The organism is Diaphorobacter sp. ED-3, assembly GCF_027625375.1.
In the GTDB taxonomy this organism is placed as follows: Bacteria; Pseudomonadota; Gammaproteobacteria; order Burkholderiales; family Burkholderiaceae_C; genus Diaphorobacter; species Diaphorobacter nitroreducens.
Window position 1 is genome coordinate 793,003 of the sequence record NZ_CP115182.1, and the last position, 16,520, is coordinate 809,522.

Annotated in this window: 15 protein-coding genes, 1 pseudogene and 1 riboswitch; of the genes and pseudogenes, 12 read left to right on the forward strand and 4 right to left on the reverse strand. The window is 66.3% G+C overall.

The annotated features are described in order from the left end of the window. Nucleotides 1-14 precede the first annotated feature (14 nt). Entirely contained in the window at nucleotides 15-1,640 is a 1,626-nt protein-coding gene (locus tag PCQ86_RS03890; RefSeq protein WP_270174912.1) for a peptide chain release factor 3, read from the reverse strand. Between the two features lie 138 nt (nucleotides 1,641-1,778). Continuing rightward, a riboswitch (S-adenosyl-L-homocysteine riboswitch) is annotated at nucleotides 1,779-1,860 on the forward strand. Nucleotides 1,861-1,926: 66 nt separating this feature from the next. On the opposite strand from PCQ86_RS03890, the gene ahcY reads away from it, so the two are divergent. From ahcY to PCQ86_RS03915, 5 genes are all read left to right on the forward strand, one after another. Further along, nucleotides 1,927-3,357, forward strand: a complete 1,431-nt coding sequence (ahcY, locus tag PCQ86_RS03895; RefSeq protein WP_270174913.1) for an adenosylhomocysteinase — start codon at nucleotides 1,927-1,929, stop codon at nucleotides 3,355-3,357. A gap of 112 nt (nucleotides 3,358-3,469) precedes the next feature. After that, nucleotides 3,470-4,468 carry a TlyA family RNA methyltransferase gene (locus tag PCQ86_RS03900; protein WP_220638495.1) on the forward strand — a complete coding sequence of 333 codons (999 nt, stop codon included), beginning with the start codon at nucleotides 3,470-3,472 and terminating at the stop codon, nucleotides 4,466-4,468. Beyond that, nucleotides 4,465-5,304 (forward strand): methylenetetrahydrofolate reductase [NAD(P)H], encoded by an 840-nt coding sequence (gene metF, locus PCQ86_RS03905; protein ID WP_012655616.1) that lies wholly within the window; start codon nucleotides 4,465-4,467, stop codon nucleotides 5,302-5,304. Before PCQ86_RS03900 ends, metF begins: the two co-directional genes overlap by 4 nt. Nucleotides 5,305-5,374: 70 nt before the next feature. Then, on the forward strand, nucleotides 5,375-5,998 hold the full coding sequence (locus PCQ86_RS03910) for a DUF4124 domain-containing protein (protein ID WP_231403454.1): 624 nt from the start codon (nucleotides 5,375-5,377) through the stop codon (nucleotides 5,996-5,998). Nucleotides 5,999-6,017: 19 nt separating this feature from the next. Next, a complete protein-coding gene (locus tag PCQ86_RS03915) occupies nucleotides 6,018-6,734 on the forward strand; it encodes a septal ring lytic transglycosylase RlpA family protein (RefSeq protein ID WP_270174914.1) in 717 nt (238 codons plus the stop codon). A 44-nt stretch (nucleotides 6,735-6,778) separates the two neighbouring features. On the opposite strand, the gene PCQ86_RS03920 is transcribed toward PCQ86_RS03915, so the two are convergent. Continuing rightward, on the reverse strand, nucleotides 6,779-7,669 hold the full coding sequence (locus PCQ86_RS03920; protein WP_270174915.1) for a 23S rRNA (adenine(2030)-N(6))-methyltransferase RlmJ: 891 nt from the start codon (nucleotides 7,667-7,669) through the stop codon (nucleotides 6,779-6,781). Nucleotides 7,670-7,904: 235 nt separating this feature from the next. Here PCQ86_RS03920 and PCQ86_RS03925 point away from each other — a divergent pair, with 235 nt between their 5' ends. The 6 genes and pseudogenes from PCQ86_RS03925 (at nucleotide 7,905) to erpA (ending at nucleotide 12,521) form a co-directional block, all read left to right on the forward strand. Then, nucleotides 7,905-9,788, forward strand: a complete 1,884-nt coding sequence (locus PCQ86_RS03925; protein ID WP_270174916.1) for a serine/threonine protein kinase — start codon at nucleotides 7,905-7,907, stop codon at nucleotides 9,786-9,788. Nucleotides 9,789-9,942: 154 nt separating this feature from the next. After that, on the forward strand, nucleotides 9,943-10,371 hold the full coding sequence (gene rplM, locus PCQ86_RS03930; RefSeq protein WP_011804079.1) for a 50S ribosomal protein L13: 429 nt from the start codon (nucleotides 9,943-9,945) through the stop codon (nucleotides 10,369-10,371). A 10-nt stretch (nucleotides 10,372-10,381) separates the two neighbouring features. Continuing rightward, the gene (rpsI, locus tag PCQ86_RS03935) at nucleotides 10,382-10,774 is read left to right on the forward strand and encodes a 30S ribosomal protein S9 (protein ID WP_011804080.1); all 393 of its coding nucleotides are present in this window, start codon (nucleotides 10,382-10,384) and stop codon (nucleotides 10,772-10,774) included. A 141-nt stretch (nucleotides 10,775-10,915) separates the two neighbouring features. Then, nucleotides 10,916-11,632, forward strand: coding sequence for a DUF6776 family protein (locus tag PCQ86_RS03940; RefSeq protein ID WP_270174917.1), 717 nt, complete (start codon nucleotides 10,916-10,918; stop codon nucleotides 11,630-11,632). Nucleotides 11,633-11,685: 53 nt separating this feature from the next. Then, nucleotides 11,686-12,086, forward strand: a pseudogene (locus PCQ86_RS03945) (bactofilin family protein). A 60-nt stretch (nucleotides 12,087-12,146) separates the two neighbouring features. Continuing rightward, complete coding sequence (gene erpA, locus PCQ86_RS03950; protein WP_011804082.1) at nucleotides 12,147-12,521, forward strand: iron-sulfur cluster insertion protein ErpA; 375 nt, start codon at nucleotides 12,147-12,149, stop codon at nucleotides 12,519-12,521. Between the two features lie 62 nt (nucleotides 12,522-12,583). On the opposite strand, the gene PCQ86_RS03955 is transcribed toward erpA, so the two are convergent. Then, nucleotides 12,584-13,705 carry an anhydro-N-acetylmuramic acid kinase gene (locus PCQ86_RS03955; protein WP_270174918.1) on the reverse strand — a complete coding sequence of 374 codons (1,122 nt, stop codon included), beginning with the start codon at nucleotides 13,703-13,705 and terminating at the stop codon, nucleotides 12,584-12,586. 12 nt (nucleotides 13,706-13,717) lie between these two features. Beyond that, complete coding sequence (locus PCQ86_RS03960) at nucleotides 13,718-15,082, reverse strand: M23 family metallopeptidase (RefSeq protein WP_011804084.1); 1,365 nt, start codon at nucleotides 15,080-15,082, stop codon at nucleotides 13,718-13,720. A 193-nt stretch (nucleotides 15,083-15,275) separates the two neighbouring features. On the opposite strand from PCQ86_RS03960, the gene tyrS reads away from it, so the two are divergent. Beyond that, on the forward strand, nucleotides 15,276-16,508 hold the full coding sequence (gene tyrS, locus PCQ86_RS03965) for a tyrosine--tRNA ligase (RefSeq protein WP_135149672.1): 1,233 nt from the start codon (nucleotides 15,276-15,278) through the stop codon (nucleotides 16,506-16,508). Nucleotides 16,509-16,520: the final 12 nt, after the last annotated feature.

Consider the following 16,520-nt stretch of genomic DNA (forward strand, 5'->3'; position numbering starts at 1 on the left):
GGATGGGGGTCGCGTCAACTGTTCTGCAACGCCAACCCCGCATGCTCCCGCAGCGGATGGAAGTGAATCTTCGGGAACCGCTCCTGCGCCAGCCGTACGTCATATGGGCTCGTGCACAGGTAGGCCAGCGTGTCCGCCGCATCGCGCGCCATGCGCATGGGGTAGGCGTTCTCGAACTCGCGCAGTTCGGCCGGCGTGTCGGCAGTGATCCAGCGGGCTCCCGTGTACTGGCAGGCTTCCAGACGGATGTCGCAGTCGTATTCGGTGTTCAGACGGTGTTGCACCACTTCGAACTGCAGCTGGCCCACGGCACCCAGCAGCATGTTGCCGCCGGCCTCGGGCTTGAAGACCTGGATGGCGCCTTCCTCGCCCAGCTGCATCAGGCCCTGCTGCAGTTGCTTGGTGCGCAGCGGGTTCTTCAGCACCACGGTCATGAACATCTCGGGTGCGAAGAACGGCAGGCCGGTGAACTGCAGGTTGGCGCCGTCGGTGATGGTGTCGCCCAGCTGCACGCCGCCGTGCGTGGTGAAGCCGATGATGTCGCCGGCGTAGGCCTCTTCCACCGCCTCGCGGCGCTGGCTCATGAAGGTGACCACGCTGGTGGGGCGCAGTTCCTTGGCGGTGCGCTGGACCTTGAGCTTCATGCCGGGCGTGTACTTGCCGCTGGCCACGCGCACGAAGGCGATGCGGTCGCGGTGGTTGGCGTCCATGTTGGCCTGCACCTTGAACACCACGCCCGAAAAGCCTTTGTCTTCGGGCAGGATGGTCTTCTCGACGGTCTGCTTGTTGACGACGAGCGAGCTCTTGCGCGGGCCGGGCGGGGGCGACATGTCCACCACCGCATCCAGCACTTCCATCACACCGAAGTTGTTCACGCCCGAGCCGAAGAACACCGGTGTGAGCTTGCCAGCCAGGAAGGCTTCATGGTCCCAGGGTGCCGAGGCACCTTGCGCCAGCTCCATGCTTTCCAGTGCGTCGTCAAAGGCCTGACCGAAGCGCGCGCGCAGCTTGTCGGCGTCGGAAAGAGGAATGACCTCGAAGTCCTGCGGGCGCTTTTCGCTGCCGGGCTGGAAGACCGTCATGCTTTGCGTGCGCAGGTTGATGATGCCGCCGAAGCTCTTGCCCTGGCCCACGGGCCAGGTGATGGGGCAGCAGGGCATGCCCAGCTCACGCTCCACCTCGTCGAGGATGTCCAGCGGGTCGCGCACCTCGCGGTCCATCTTGTTGACGAAGGTGATGATGGGCGTGTCGCGCTGGCGGCAGACCTCGATCAGGCGGCGCGTCTGCGCCTCCACGCCGTTGGCCGCGTCGATCACCATCAGGGCCGAATCGACGGCCGTGAGCACGCGGTAGGTGTCTTCCGAGAAGTCCTTGTGGCCCGGCGTGTCCAGCAGGTTGATGACATGGTCGCGGTAGCTCATCTGCATCACGCTCGACGCCACCGAGATGCCGCGCTGCTTCTCGATTTCCATCCAGTCGGACGTGGCGTGGCGGCTGGCCTTGCGGCCCTTCACGGCGCCGGCGATCTGGATGGCGCCGGAGAACAGCAGCAGCTTTTCCGTCAGCGTGGTCTTGCCGGCGTCGGGGTGGGAGATGATGGCAAAAGTCCGGCGGCGCCGGGTTTCTGGGGCGTACGACACAGTGATTCTGGGTGAGGGCCGCGCGGTGCGCTGCGGCCGGTGCGAGAAGAGGCGGGCGCACCCTGCGGGAGCGCCCTGGCATTGGGCGGGGATTCTACGGCGCGGCGCGTGGCGCGGGGGCACCGGTATAATCTTGCACTTTCCGAGGAGCGTTGCAGCGTCCCCAGCACGGCGGGGCGCGAGGCTCGGAAGTCATACCCAGCAACGACGCTCACCCACGCCTTGCGGTGCGGTGAGCCCCATCCCCCAGGCGCGGTTTTTTCAGATACCCATCAAGGAAACCACCATGAGCGCTGTTCTCAAGTCCCCAGCCGACTCCGCGATTGCCGATATCTCCCTGGCCGACTGGGGCCGCAAGGAGATCCGCATCGCCGAAACCGAGATGCCTGGCCTGATGGCCATCCGCGAGGAATTCGCGGCCAAGCAGCCCCTGAAGGGCGCGCGCATCACCGGCTCGCTGCACATGACCATCCAGACGGCCGTGCTGATCGAGACGCTCAAGGCCCTGGGCGCCGACGTGCGCTGGGCCTCGTGCAACATCTTCTCCACCCAGGACCACGCCGCCGCCGCGATTGCCGCCACCGGCACGCCGGTGTTCGCCATCAAGGGCGAGACCCTGGTGGACTACTGGGACTACACCCACCGCATCTTCGACTTCGGTCCCAAGGGCAGCGAGGGCGAAGGCCCGAACATGATCCTGGACGACGGCGGCGACGCCACGCTGCTGATGCACCTGGGCAAGCGCGCTGAAAAGGACGCCTCCGTGCTGGCCAACCCCGGCAGCGAGGAAGAGCGCATCCTGTTCGCCGCCATCAAGGCCAAGCTGGCCGAGGACAGCACCTGGTACAGCCGCAAGAGCGCCCAGATCATCGGCGTGACCGAAGAGACCACCACCGGCGTGCACCGCCTGAAGGAAATGTCGGCCAAGGGCACGCTGCTGTTCCGTGCGATCAACGTGAACGATTCGGTGACCAAGTCCAAATTCGACAACCTGTACGGCTGCCGCGAGTCGCTGGTGGACGGCATCAAGCGCGCCACCGACGTGATGATCGCCGGCAAGGTGGCCGTGGTGGCGGGCTATGGCGACGTGGGCAAGGGCTCGGCCCAGGCGCTGCGCGCCCTGAGCGCCCAGGTGTGGGTGACCGAGATCGACCCCATCAATGCCCTGCAGGCTGCCATGGAAGGCTTCAAGGTCGTGACCATGGAGTGGGCCGCCGACAAGGCCGACATCTTCGTCACCACCACGGGCAACCGTGACGTCATCACCTTCGAGCACATGAAGGCCATGAAGGACCAGGCCATCGTCTGCAACATCGGCCACTTCGACAACGAGATCCAGGTCGCCAAGCTCGAAGAGCACTGCCAGTGGGAAGAAATAAAGCCCCAGGTCGACCATGTGATCTTCCCGGACGGCAAGCGCATCATCCTGCTGGCCAAGGGCCGCCTGGTGAACCTGGGCTGCGGCACGGGCCACCCCAGCTTCGTGATGTCCAACTCGTTCGCCAACCAGACGATCGCGCAGATCGAGCTGTTCACCCACCCCGAGGGCTACGACGTGGGCAAGGTCTACGTGCTGCCCAAGCACCTCGACGAGAAGGTGGCGCGCCTGCACCTGAAGAAGGTGGGCGCCATGCTGACCGAGCTGAGCGACGAGCAGGCCGCCTACATCGGCGTGCCGAAGCAGGGCCCCTACAAGCCCGACACCTACCGCTATTGATTGTTAAAAAGCATAGCTGCTTGCGCTTGCCAGTAGTCGTTTTCAGCATGAAAAATTGCTGAAATTGGCTCGCTGCAAGCGCTGCCAGCTATCGATATGAGAGGATAGCGCGATGCGCGCGGACGTATTTCTGGTGGAAGGCGGCTACGCGGCCACCCGGTCGCAGGCCCAGCGGTTGATTGCCGCCGGCGTGCAGTGGCGCCTGGCGCCCACGCTGCCGTGGCAGAAGGTGGCCAAGAACGGCGACGACATTCCTGCGGGGGTTGAGGTGCAGCTGCTGGACGCTGCGGAGGCCAAGTACCTCTCGCGCGGCGGCCTCAAGCTTGAAGGCGCGCTGGCGGCCACGGGCATGCAAGTGGCTGGCCTGCGCTGCCTGGACGTGGGGCAGAGCACCGGCGGTTTCACCGACTGCCTGCTGGCACATGGCGCCGCCCAGGTGATTGGCGTGGACGTGGGCCACGGCCAGTTGCACGAGCGGCTGCGCGCCGACCCGCGGGTGGTCTGCGTGGAAGGCGTGAATGCCCGGGCCCTCACGCCCGAGGCGTTGCAGAACGCCTGCGACGTGGCGCTGTCCGAAGTCATCGAGGACGCGGAAGACAACGACACCCAGCCCCAGGCCCCCTACGCCTGGATGCGCAACGGCGGCATGGTGGACGATGAGTACGACGACAGCGACGACGCCAAGGAGCATGAGATCGAGAGCTTCAAGGCCGAGCGCGCCGCCAAGGCCAAGGCACGCGCCGAGGGCTCATTGCCCGTGCAGCGCCGCCGCCGTCCCGGGTGCGAGGACGTGGACATCACGCCAGCGTTCGATCTCGTCACCGGCGACCTGTCCTTCATCTCGCTCACGCTGGTGCTGCCTGCGCTGGTGCCGCTATTGAAAGAGCAGGGCCAGCTGCTGATGCTGGTCAAGCCGCAGTTTGAGTTGCAGCCCGGCCAAGTGGGCAAGGGCGGCATCGTGCGCGATGCGCAGCTGTATCCGCAGGTGGAGCAGCGCATCCGAGACTGCTGCACGGAGCTGGGGCTGCACGTGGTGGCCTGGATCGATAGCCCCATCGAGGGGGGCGACGGCAACCGCGAGTTCTTCATCCATGCAAGGAGGAAGGCATGAGCCTTTCCACGGCCTTTCCGGTCAGCTTTGAATTCTTCCCGCCCAAGACGCCCGAGGGCGCCGACAAACTGCGCGCCGTGCGCCAGCAGCTGTATGCGCGCCGGCCCGAGTTCTGCTCCGTCACCTACGGCGCGGGGGGCTCCACGCAGGCGGGCACCTTCGGCACGGTGCGCGAGATCCTCGCCGAGGGCGTGAGCGCGGCCTCGCACTTCTCGTGCATCGGCGCCACCAAGGACGGCGTGCGCGCGCAGCTCGCCGAGCTGAAAGCCATGGGCGTGAAGCGCCTGGTTGCGCTGCGCGGCGACCTGCCCAGTGGCTACGGCATCGGGGGCGAGTTCCATTACGCGAGCGATCTGGTGGCGTTCATCCGCGCCGAGACGGGGCGCGACTTCCACATCGAGGTGGCGGCCTACCCCGAGGTCCATCCCCAGGCCCGTTCGTCTGATGCCGACCTGCAGGCCTTTGCCACCAAGGTGCGCGCGGGCGCCGACTCGGCCATCACACAGTACTTCTTCAATGCCGACGCCTACCTGCGCTTCGTGCAGGACGTGCGCCGCCTGGGGCTGGACGTGCCCGTGGTGCCGGGCATCATGCCGATCATGGGCGCGTCGCAGCTGCTGCGCTTTTCGGACGCCTGCGGCGCCGAGATCCCGCGCTGGATCCGCCTGCGCCTGCAGGGCTATGGTGACGATGTGGCGAGCATTCGCGCCTTCGGCCTGGATGTCGTCACGCACCTGTGCGAGCAACTGCGCCGCGAGGGCGTGCCGGGCCTGCACTTCTACACCATGAACCAGAGCGCGGCCACGTTGGAAATCTGCGACCGCCTGGGGCTCTGAAGCAGCGGGGATGGGTAATATCGGCAGCTTTTTCCCGTCCTCTTCCTCCTATCCCCTGCGCGTTTGCGGTATGAGTCCCGTCATTGCCTTCCTGCTGTTCACCACGCTGTCGCTTGCGATGGCATCGCCCGCGTCGGCGCAGACGCGCTATTCCTGCCGCGACGAGCAGGGCGCCGTCTACACCCTGGCGCGCCCGTGCCCCAAGGGCATGGTGACCACCGCCGTCTCGGCGGGACCGGTGGAGCCACGCGTCGAGCCCCGCAGCTACGCGCCCACCCCGTCCCGGCGCAGCAGTGCGATGCGCGAGGTGCCGGAATACGAGAGCTACATGAGCGGGCGCTGCCGCACGCTGCAAAACAGCATCCGCGGGGCATCGGCCAACGGCTCCAGCTACGACGTCATCGCAGGCATGCAGCGCGAATACCGGCGCGACTGCAGCGACGAGGAGAGCGATGCCGCCTCGCGCTACTACCGCGAGCGCCGCGAGGCACGCAGCCAGCGCCGCACAGAGCGCGAGCGCGAGGAACAAGCCCAACTGGCGCAGGAGGAGCAGGAAAGCCGCAAGGCGCTGCAATGCGCGGAGTCCAAACGCATCCTGGCCGCCAAGAGAGCGCGCACCGACCTGACACCGGGTGAACGCAATGATCTGCGCCGTTTTGAGACCAACGTCATCACCCGCTGCGGCGACTTCTGACCCTTTGCAACCCGGCCGTATGGGACGGTGGTTGGCCGGCGTGCTGTTGGCGGCCGTGCTGGCGGGTTGCGCAGCGCCACCCGCCGATGCGCCCCCTGTGGTAGCACCTGGCCCGACGCAGGCGCTGCCGGGACCGGCGGGCGCGCAGGCGGACAGCCCACCCGACTCCGGCGTATCGGCCCCGCCGCGGGCTCGCAAGGAGGGCAGGGTGCGCTCGGCACCGTCCTCTCCGCGTGAAGCCGATACCGCGATCGAGCGCGGCCGCGAAGACGAGGAAGAAAGCGGCGTGCTGCTCGGGCGCGGGCTGGCCTCCTGGTACGGCGGCAGCCTGCATGGCCGGCGCACGGCCAGCGGCGAGCGTTTTGACCGTGGGGAACTCACCGCCGCACACCGCACGTTGCCTTTCGGGGCGCGGGTATGCGTGCGCAGCCTGGTCAACGGCAAGGTGGTGGTGGTGCGCGTCAATGATCGCGGACCGTTCGCGCCAGGCCGGGTCATCGACCTGAGCCAGGCCGCGGCGCAGGAACTGGGCATGGTGGGCCTGGGTATCAAGCCCGTGGAGATCTGGCACATGGGGCCGGACGACGACAGCTGCCCCGAAGATCTGCCAGAGCTGGACCCGTCGTCCACGCCCGCAGCCTCGCCGGCCGCTGCTCCAGCGGGCGCCGCGCAAGCGCGCACAAATCAGGGCGCAGCGCGCACTACTCCCCGCAAGAGCCGGGCCCGGCGGCGCTAAACCACGGCATCCCAGGGACCGTGCGGGCGCCGCTGCCCCGGGGCTTAACCCACCTCCAACGTGTGGGACGCGTTGCGGTCCTGGGCCAGCAATTGCGCCATCTGCGGCAACGCCTCGCGCAGCACGCCCTGCAGCGTGAAGGGAGGGTTGACCACGAACATGCCGCTGGCCGGCAGGCCGGGCCGGCGCGCGCCTTCGCCGGCCGCAGGGGAGGCCAGTTTGCTGGATTTCACGGTCAGCGTCGCATGCAGCCAGGGCTTGCCCGCCTTCTGGGCCAGCGTCTTGAGCCGGCGCGGCAGATCGTGCGCCTCCGCCCGCGGAATGATGGGGTACCAAACGGCATACACGCCGGTCGCAAAGCGCTTCAGCGCATCCTGCAACAGCGCCTGCACGCGCAGGTAGTCGCTCTTGATTTCATAGCTGGGATCGCACAGTACAAGCGCGCGGCGGGCCGGTGGGGGGATGAACTTCTTGATGCCCTCAAAACCGTCCTCCTGCAGCACGGCCACCTGCCTGCCTGCTTCAAGCTGGGCTATGTTGCCTGCGAGGGAGCGGGCGTCGGTGGGGTGCAGCTCGAACAGTTTGAGCTTGTCCTGGGCGCGCAAGAGGCGCTGCGTGATGAAGGGCGAGCCGGGGTAGACGCGCGTGGCATCGCCCTGGTTGAAGGCGCGCACCATGTCCACGTAGTCCTGCAGCGCGGGTGCCAGGGCGGGAAGAGCCGCTGGCGGCACGAGGCGCAGGATGCCGTCCGCGGATTCGGCGCTGGTGGAGGCATAGTCTCCGTCCAGCCGGTACAGGCCCGCGCCGGCGTGGGTGTCCAGAACGGTCAGGGCCGCGTCTTTCTGTAGAAGGTGTTGCAAGGTGGCAATGAGCACCGTGTGCTTGAGCACATCGGCGTGGTTGCCTGCGTGGAAGGCGTGGCGGTAACTGAACATGCACCCAATGGTAACCAGCGCCATCGCGGGCACAATGCGGGTCCGCCTGGTACGGGAAGTGATGTTTTTGGCAGACAGGATGCGCTTTGTTGCGCGTCGGCCTGGCTGCCTGGCGCATCATGGCGTCCGCTGCGGCGTGCTGCGGCGTGCTGCGGCGTGCTGCGGCGCTTCCTCCGCTTCCTCGTTAGACTTCGCTGCCCTCGCTGATCCGCATCCCTTGTCCGCAACGCCCTCCATGTCTTCGCTTCCCCCCCGCTTCACGCCCGCCAGCGTCGCGCACCACGTCGACGCCCTCCCGGCGGGCACCCGGTTGGGAGAGTTTGAGATCGTGGCGCTGCTGGGCGTGGGCGGCTTCGGCATGGTGTACCAGGCGTTCGACCATTCCCTGCTGCGTTTCGTCGCGATCAAGGAATACATGCCTGCCGCCCTGGCGGGCCGCGCGGACGGGCATTCGCTCTGGGTGCGTTCCTCGTCGGACGAGCAGTCTTTCCAGGCGGGCCTGGCCTCGTTCGTGGACGAGGCGCGCCTGCTGGCGCAGTTCGACCATCCCTCGCTGGTGAAGGTCTTCCGGTTCTGGGAAGCCAATCACACGGCCTACATGGTCATGCCCCTGTACAGCGGCTTGACCCTCAAGCAGGCGCGCGCGCACATGCGCACGCCGCCCCCCGAGGAATGGCTGCGCAAGGTGTTGTGGTCGGTCACCAGCGCGTTGCGGGTGCTGCACGAAGGACAGACGCTGCACCGCGACATCTCGCCGGACAACATCTTCCTGCAGGACCATGGCCCACCAGTGCTGCTGGACCTCGGCGCCGCGCGGCATGCGATCAGCGACCGGGACCAGAAGCACACGGCCGTGCTCAAAGTCAACTACGCGCCCATAGAGCAGTACACGGACGCGGCATCGCACCTGCACCAAGGGCCGTGGAGCGACCTGTATTCGCTGGGCGCCGTCGTGCATGGCTGCCTGTGCAACGACACGCCGTTGCCCGCCACCTTGCGCGCCATACGTGACCGCATGGTGTCGTTCTCCCGCGTAGCACGCACGGTGCGCAAGCAGTTCGGCGTGGAATACTCGCGTCCGTTCGTCGATGCGGTGTCGCAATGCCTGGCGCTGCAGCCGCAAGACCGTCCGCAATCGATCGACGCGTTCCTGCAGACGATGGGCATGACGGCTGCGCCCGCGGGACTGGACGGGTTCGACTTCCGTGCCGAACTGGGCTCCATCTGGGTGGAGCCCTCGAGCAAGGATGCGCAGGGCGTGGCAGTCCCGATGATCGACCTCACGGCGATGTCGCAGCCGCAGGATTCCCGGCCGCAGGCCGCCACCGTTGTGGCGGCGTCGGCTAGCGCGCCGGCAGACCTCATGGCGTCACCCGTGGAGCCTGCGACCGTGTTTGCGGAAACCGTTGCCGATGCGGGCGACACGCAGGCCTTCGCAGATACGCGCGAGATGCAACATGACGCGCCGACCGGTACACGCCACCCGACGCACGCGCGCGCACCCCGCCCCCAGAAGGCTGCACGCCATGCATCAGCCCCCCGTGTTGTCAGAGCAGGCCATGGCGGACGGGCACGCCTGGTGTGGGGTATGGCTGCCTCTCTGGCGCTGCTGGTCATCGCCAGCAGTCCGTGGTGGGGAGGCCGGGAGAGCACGCCGCGGTATACGCCCGAAAACGAGATCATCACGGAACTTGCGTCACCAGCCCCAGCACCGGAGCCGGCAGAGGTGGTGATGGTGTCGCATGAGGCGGCGGACCCCGCGTCGGCGCCAATGGCAGTGCAGCCAGAGGCTGCGTCGGTGGCTGAGGCCCGGCCGGCGGCCGTCTCCAAACCCCGGCTTGCGCGCAAGGCTGCCGAGGCGACCGCGCCTGCCCCAGCGCCCGCCCCTGTGACTCCGGCTCCCGAGCCGGCGCCGCCTCCCCCTGCGCCGTCACGCCCTGCGGTGCCCGCAAGGGTGCCCGGGCCTGACGAGGCCTGCGAGGCATCCAGTTTCTTTGCACGCCCGTTGTGCATTCACGAGCAATGCCAGAAGCCGGGGCTGGCCAACCATCCCGTTTGCGTGGAAAACCGCCGCCGGCAGGAAGCCGAGGAGCGCAGGCGACAGCTTTACTCGCAGTAGGGCACTGCGCAGCGGTCGATTTTGTATAATGGCCGGCTTCGCAGCGATTTTTAGGTCCCGCGGCGAAGCGCGACATCCCACCTAAGAGGCTTTCATCAGAAAAGCACCGACCGTGGAAAAGGACCGCCAAACCACCTCTAGAAAAGAGAAACTCATGTCCACATTCAGCGCAAAGCCCGCTGAGGTCGTGCACGAGTGGTTTGTGATTGACGCCACCGACAAGGTGCTCGGCCGGGTAGCCAGCGAAGTTGCCCTCCGTCTGCGCGGCAAACACAAAGCCATTTACACGCCTCACGTTGATACCGGCGACTACATCGTCATCATCAACGCCTCCAAGCTCAAGGTCACCGGCACCAAGTCCCTGGACAAGGTGTACTACCGCCACTCGGGTTATCCCGGCGGTATCACGGCCACGAACTTCCGCGATCTGCAAGCCAAGCACCCCGGCCGCGCGCTGGAAAAGGCCGTCAAGGGCATGCTGCCCAAGGGCCCGCTCGGCTACGCCATGATCAAGAAGCTCAAGGTGTACGGCGGCGCGGAACATCCGCACACCGCTCAGCAGCCTAAAGCGCTGGAAATCTAAGGAGCCTTGAATGATTGGTGAATGGAACAATGGCACCGGCCGTCGCAAGTCCAGCGTCGCCCGCGTGTTTCTGAAGAAGGGTTCCGGCAAGATCACTGTGAATGGCAAAGACATTCAGCAGTACTTCGGCCGCGAAACCTCGATCATGATTGCCAAGCAACCCCTGGCGTTGACCAACCATGTCGAAACCTTCGACATCCAGATCAACGTGCACGGCGGTGGTGAATCCGGCCAGGCTGGCGCTGCCCGCCACGGCATCACCCGCGCTCTGATCGATTACGACGCGACGCTGAAGCCCGCACTGAGCCAAGCCGGCTTCGTGACGCGTGATGCCCGTGAAGTCGAACGTAAGAAGGTCGGCCTGCACTCCGCACGCCGCGCCAAGCAGTTCTCGAAGCGCTAAGCCTCGGCCACTGCCTTGCGTTATGCTGCAGCGCCCCTCGGCGTGCTGCAGACTGCAGAAACCGCCCTTCGGGGCGGTTTTTTTGTTTTTGGGCGTTGCCGCGGGCGGCGACCATCCCACTGAAAGAAACGTGCACTGCCCATGCGTTACCGACTGCTGCGCCGCCGCCTCACGATCTCCGCTCCGCGCGTCACCGTGCGCAGCGCGCTTCCATGGCCGCTGCGCTGGGCGGCCGTGGCCATCGTCCTGGGCCTGTGCGCGGCCATGACGCTGTGGGCCTTCGACCTGGGCAAACGGATCGCCGGGCTGGACGCGGGCGGCCGGGAGGAATTGCAGCGCCTTCGTGCAGAGGTGTCGCAGTTGCGCGAGCACAACCGTCTCCAGCACGAAAAGCAGGAAGCCGCGGGCAGCCTGCGCATAGCCGAGCAGGCGGCCATGGATCGCCTGCTGGAGCAACTGCGGCAACTCGAAGCCGACAACCGTAGCCTGCGGGAGGACCTGGGCTTCTTCGAGAAGCTGACCCCCACCGGCAAGCCTGGCAACCTGACCATCCGTGGGCTGCATGCCGAGACCTTGGAAGGAGGTGGGCAGTTGCGCTGGCAGGTGCTGGCCATGCAGCCCATGCGCAATGCGCCGGAATTCAAGGGTCGGCTGGAACTGCTGCTGGCGGGCACGCTGAACGGGGCGGAGTGGTCCTCCACGTCTCCAGCGGTCATCCAGCCGCTTCAGTTCCGGCAGTACCGACGGGTTCAGGGCGTGGCGGCCCTGCCGCCGGGCGCCATGTTAAAAACCGTGACCGCGCGCCTGATGGATGGAACCTCGTTGCGCGCCGCCCAGACTTTTTCACTAGAGCCATAGGGCCCGGCTGCGGACCCGCATGGCAATCACCAATACACCCGAGGGAGTACCACATGTTTTCGCGCAAGAAGCCACCCCCGATCAAGAGCCTGATTGCGCAAGGAACGCGCGTGCAGGGCGATGTACTGTTCGCGGACGGATTGCGGGTGGATGGCGAAGTGATCGGCGACCTGCGGTCTTCGGCTGAACCCAGCATTGTGGTGGTGTCCGAATCAGCAAAGGTGGAAGGTGCGGTGCATGCCGCCCATGTCATCGTCAACGGAACGGTGGAGGGGCCCGTATATATGCCACGGAGCTGCTGGAGGTTCAGCCCAAGGCGCGGATCACAGGTAACGTGCATTACAAGGCCCTTGAAATGCACCAGGGCGCGGTGATTGCCGGGCAGCTCTGCCCGGCCGCGCCGCTGCTGCTGGAAGAAAAGCCCACACTGAAACTGGCGTCAAACGCACAGTGAACGGAGCGCTGGGGGGCTATGCCTTACCATCGAAACAAAGACTGACCCAAGGAGCCCTTCATGAGCGCCGTTGCCGAGAACACCACGACCGAGATGCCCGCCCCCATCCTTTTCACCGACAGCGCCGCCGCCAAGGTGGCCGAGTTGATTGCCGAAGAAGGCAATCCTGACCTCAAGCTGCGGGTCTTCGTGCAGGGCGGGGGATGCTCGGGCTTCCAGTATGGTTTCACATTTGATGAAATCACGAACGAAGACGACACCACCATGACCAAGAACGGTGTGTCACTGCTCATCGATGCCATGAGCTACCAATACCTGGTGGGTGCAGAGATCGACTACAAGGAAGACCTGCAGGGTGCGCAGTTCGTCATCAAGAACCCGAATGCCGCCTCGACATGCGGCTGCGGCTCCAGCTTCTCCGTGGAAGACCACTGACGCACAGCCCATGAGAATCCGCCGCCTACGGGCGGCTTTTTTATGGCTGCGTGGCAGGTTGCTCAGGCGGGGTGGATGGCGCCGAGGATGCGCTCCCCGCGGGCGCCCGTGACCGCGGGCAAGTTGGCTGTCTGGCCGCTGATGCATTGATGCGCCAGCCACGCGAAGGCAGCCGCTTCGACCTGCAGGGGAGGCAGCCCGTGGTGATCGGAGCTTTCGACGCGAACCGTCGGCGCCAATTGCTGCAGGCGCTCCATCAGATAGCGGTTCAGTGCCCCGCCGCCGCAGACGATCAACAGCCCGCAGTCCCGTGCGTGCCGTGACAACTCCTGGACGCACGTAAGGGCCGTGTACTCGGCAAGGGTGGCCTGGACATCCTGGGGCGCGGCGCCCTCGGCGCTGGCGGCAAGGCGTGTGGCCAGCCATTGCGGATGGAACAGGTCACGCCCTGTGCTCTTTGGGGGCGCAAGGGCGAGGAATGGCTCGTCCAGCATCACCTCCAGCAGGGCGGGCAGGACATGGCCGCTGCGTGCCCAGGCGCCTTCGTGGTCGTAGGGCTGCCCCGTATGCCGCTCGCACCAGTGATCCATAAGGGCGTTGGCCGGGCCGCAGTCAAACCCCACGGTGGTCCCGTCGGCCCGCAGGATGCTCAGGTTGGAAATGCCCCCCAGGTTCAGCACCGCCACGGTGCGTCCGGCTTGGCCGAACACGCCGCGGTGGAAGGCGGGCACCAGCGGCGCGCCCTGGCCGCCCGCCGCCACGTCCCGGCTGCGGAAGTCGGCCACGACGGTAATGCCGGTGATTTCGGCCAGCAAGGCGGGCTGGTTGAGTTGCAGCGTGTAGCCCGTGCCATCGAACGCCTGCGGCCGGTGGCGCACCGTCTGCCCATGCGCGCCCAGGGCCTGCACCGCGGCCGCCGTGAGGCCCGCTTGGTCCAGCAGACGGTGGACTACCTTCGCATAGGTACGCGCCAGCGCATTCGCGGCGAGCGCCGCGCGGTGCAATTCGTCGTGGCCGGTGCTGTTGAGAGCGAGGAGTTCTGCTCTTAAATTAGGAGCTAGTGGCGCTGATGCATGCTGGGCTACAGCGCATTTTTGGCCTGAAAAATGCGCGAGCACACCATCCACGCCGTCCAGCGACGTGCCCGACATCAGCCCGATGAACCACCGTGGCGGCGTATCCATGGGCGAAGGGCGTTACTCGGCGCTGGCTTGCAGGATCTGTGCGGCGGAGGACAGCTGCACGCGCATGTTGCCGGCCAGGCGGTCGAATGCCGGACGTGCGGCGGCCGAGACCGGCTGGGCTGCCTCGCTCTGGCGCGCAATAACCATCGGGTCCTTGTGCTCGCCCGCGACGCGGAATTCGAAGTGCAGGTGCGGGCCCGTGGCCCAGCCGGTGGAGCCCACGGCGCCAATCTTCTGGCCCTGCTCCACGCTTTCGCCCTTGCGCACGTCGATGCGGCTCAGGTGCGCGTAGACGGTGACGTGCTGGTTGCGGTGCTTGATGTACACCACGTTGCCGTAGCCGTTCTGCACGCCGGCGAAATCCACCACGCCGTCGCCTACCGTGCGTACGGAAGTACCGGTCGGTGCCGCGAAATCGGTACCCAGGTGCGCGCGCCAGGTCTTGTGGATGGGGTGGAACCGCATCGCAAAGCCGCTGGAGACGCGGGAGAACTCGACCGGCGACGACAGGTAGGCGCGGCGCATGCTCTCGCCGTCCAGCGTGTAGTACGAGCCCTTGGTGGCTCCCGGCTCCTGGAACCAGACGGCGCTGTGGGTCTTGTCGCCATTGTGGAACTCGGCGCTCAGCACGCGGCCGCTGCGCAGGGGCTCGCCATCTGCCTCTAGGGTTTCATACACCACCGAGAAGCGGTCTTCCTTGCGCAAGGCGCGCCGGAAGTCGATGTCACCGGAGAACACCTCTGCCAGCTGCACGGCGACGGCGTCGGGAATGTTGGCGGCATCCGTTGCTGCAAACAGCGAGCTGCGGATGATGCCGCCCGCCAGGCGGCTGCCCACCGTCAGCGGCGCCGTCTCGATGCGCGAGGCGAAGCTGCCGTCCTGCTGGCGCTCGACCACCAGGCGCTTGAAGCTCCCGCTGTCGTCGGGGGCCCAGCGCGCCGTCAGGCGGGTGAGGCGGTGGTCGTCGGTCGTCTCGGCGGACATCGAGCGGCCGGTGCGTCCCAGCAGGTTCTGCCGCACGTTGGCGTCACTGCGCAGGAAGGCCGAAGCCGCGGGGTCTGCCACGCCCAGGCGCTGCAGGATGCTCTCGGCGGTATCGGCGCTGCGGGTGACGTCGGAGCGGTACAGCGCGTACTGCGGGATGTCCACCAGCGACGACAGTGGTTCGTCTGCCGCCAGCGACTGCACAGCCTGGGTGACGGTGCGCACGGGCAGGTCGGCCGGGTCGGGAGCGAACGAAGCCACTGCGAAGGCGCCGCCGCCGCCGGTGAGCAGCAGGGTGGCCACGGCGGCGGTGATGCGTTTTGGATGTTTCTGAACGGACTGCTTCAGTTGGTTGAGCAATACCAGGCAGGCGGTCGTCAAGCCGTTGTTCAAGAGTCTTACCCCAGGCGTCTGTGTGCTTCCAGGCCCCGGGCCAGGGGTCTTAAAGGGCGGGAGGCACTGTCAATGTCGTAGTGCTGTGGAAGGGAGCGAACGCCGGGCGTACGGGTGGCCCACTAGAATCCACGGCTGGAAAGTGCCCGGAAGTATAGTCGTTGGGGCCCTGGCGGCACCCCAAAAAACCCTTATGAATCAATCTGCTGTTACAACATTCCCGGTGACCGATGGTGTAGGACGGGCGCTTGAAGTCTCCCTGCGCGGGGTCGACGAGCTTCTGCCCCAAGAAGAATGGACCCAGAAACTGGCGCGTTCGGAGGCCACGGGCCAGCCGCTGCGCATCAAGCTCGGGCTGGACCCCACGGCGCCGGACATCCACCTGGGCCATACGGTGGTGCTCAACAAGATGCGCCAATTGCAGGACCTGGGCCACCAGGTCATCTTCCTGATCGGCGACTTCACCACGCTGATCGGCGACCCGTCGGGCCGCAACAGCACGCGCCCGCCCCTGACGGCCGAGCAGATCAAGGCCAACGCCGAAACCTACTACACCCAGGCGGCCAAGGTGCTGGACCCTGCACGCACCGAGATCCGCTACAACAGCGAGTGGTGCGACCAGTTGGGTGCGCGCGGCATGATTCAGCTGTCGGCCAAGTACACCGTGGCACGCATGATGGAGCGCAACGATTTCCACCAGCGCTTCACCGACGGCAGCTCCATCAGCCTGCACGAGTTCCTCTACCCGCTACTGCAGGGCTATGACTCGGTAGCGCTCAGGAGCGACCTGGAACTGGGCGGCACTGATCAGAAGTTCAACCTGCTCATGGGACGCCATCTGCAGCAAGAATGGGGGCAGGAGCCGCAGTGTGTGCTCACCATGCCGCTGCTGGTGGGGCTGGATGGCGTGGACAAGATGTCCAAGTCCAAGAACAACTACATCGGCATCACGGAGGACGCCAACTCCATGTTCGCCAAGGTGCTCTCCATCTCGGACACCCTGATGTGGGACTGGTACACGCTGCTGTCGTTCAAGAGCCTGGGCGAAATCGCCGCGCTCAAGGCCGAGGTGGCGGCAGGCCGCAATCCCAAGGATGCCAAGGTGATGCTGGCCAAGGAGATCACCGCGCGCTTTCACAGCGCCGCACTGGCCGACGCGGCCGAGCAGGATTTCATCAACCGCAGCAAGGGCGGCATCCCCGACGACATTCCCGAAGTCCGCCTGGCGGGCGCGCCCCTGGGCATCGGTGCGCTGCTCAAGCAGGCCAACCTTGCGCCCTCGACCAGCGAGGCCAACCGCCTCATCGACGGCGGCGGCGTGCGCGTGGACGGCGGCGTGGTCAGCGACAAGGGCCTGAAGCTGGAAGCGGGCAGCTACGTGGTGCAGGTCGGCAAGCGCAAGTTCGCGCGCGTCACCCTGGCCTGACGCCCGGCGGGG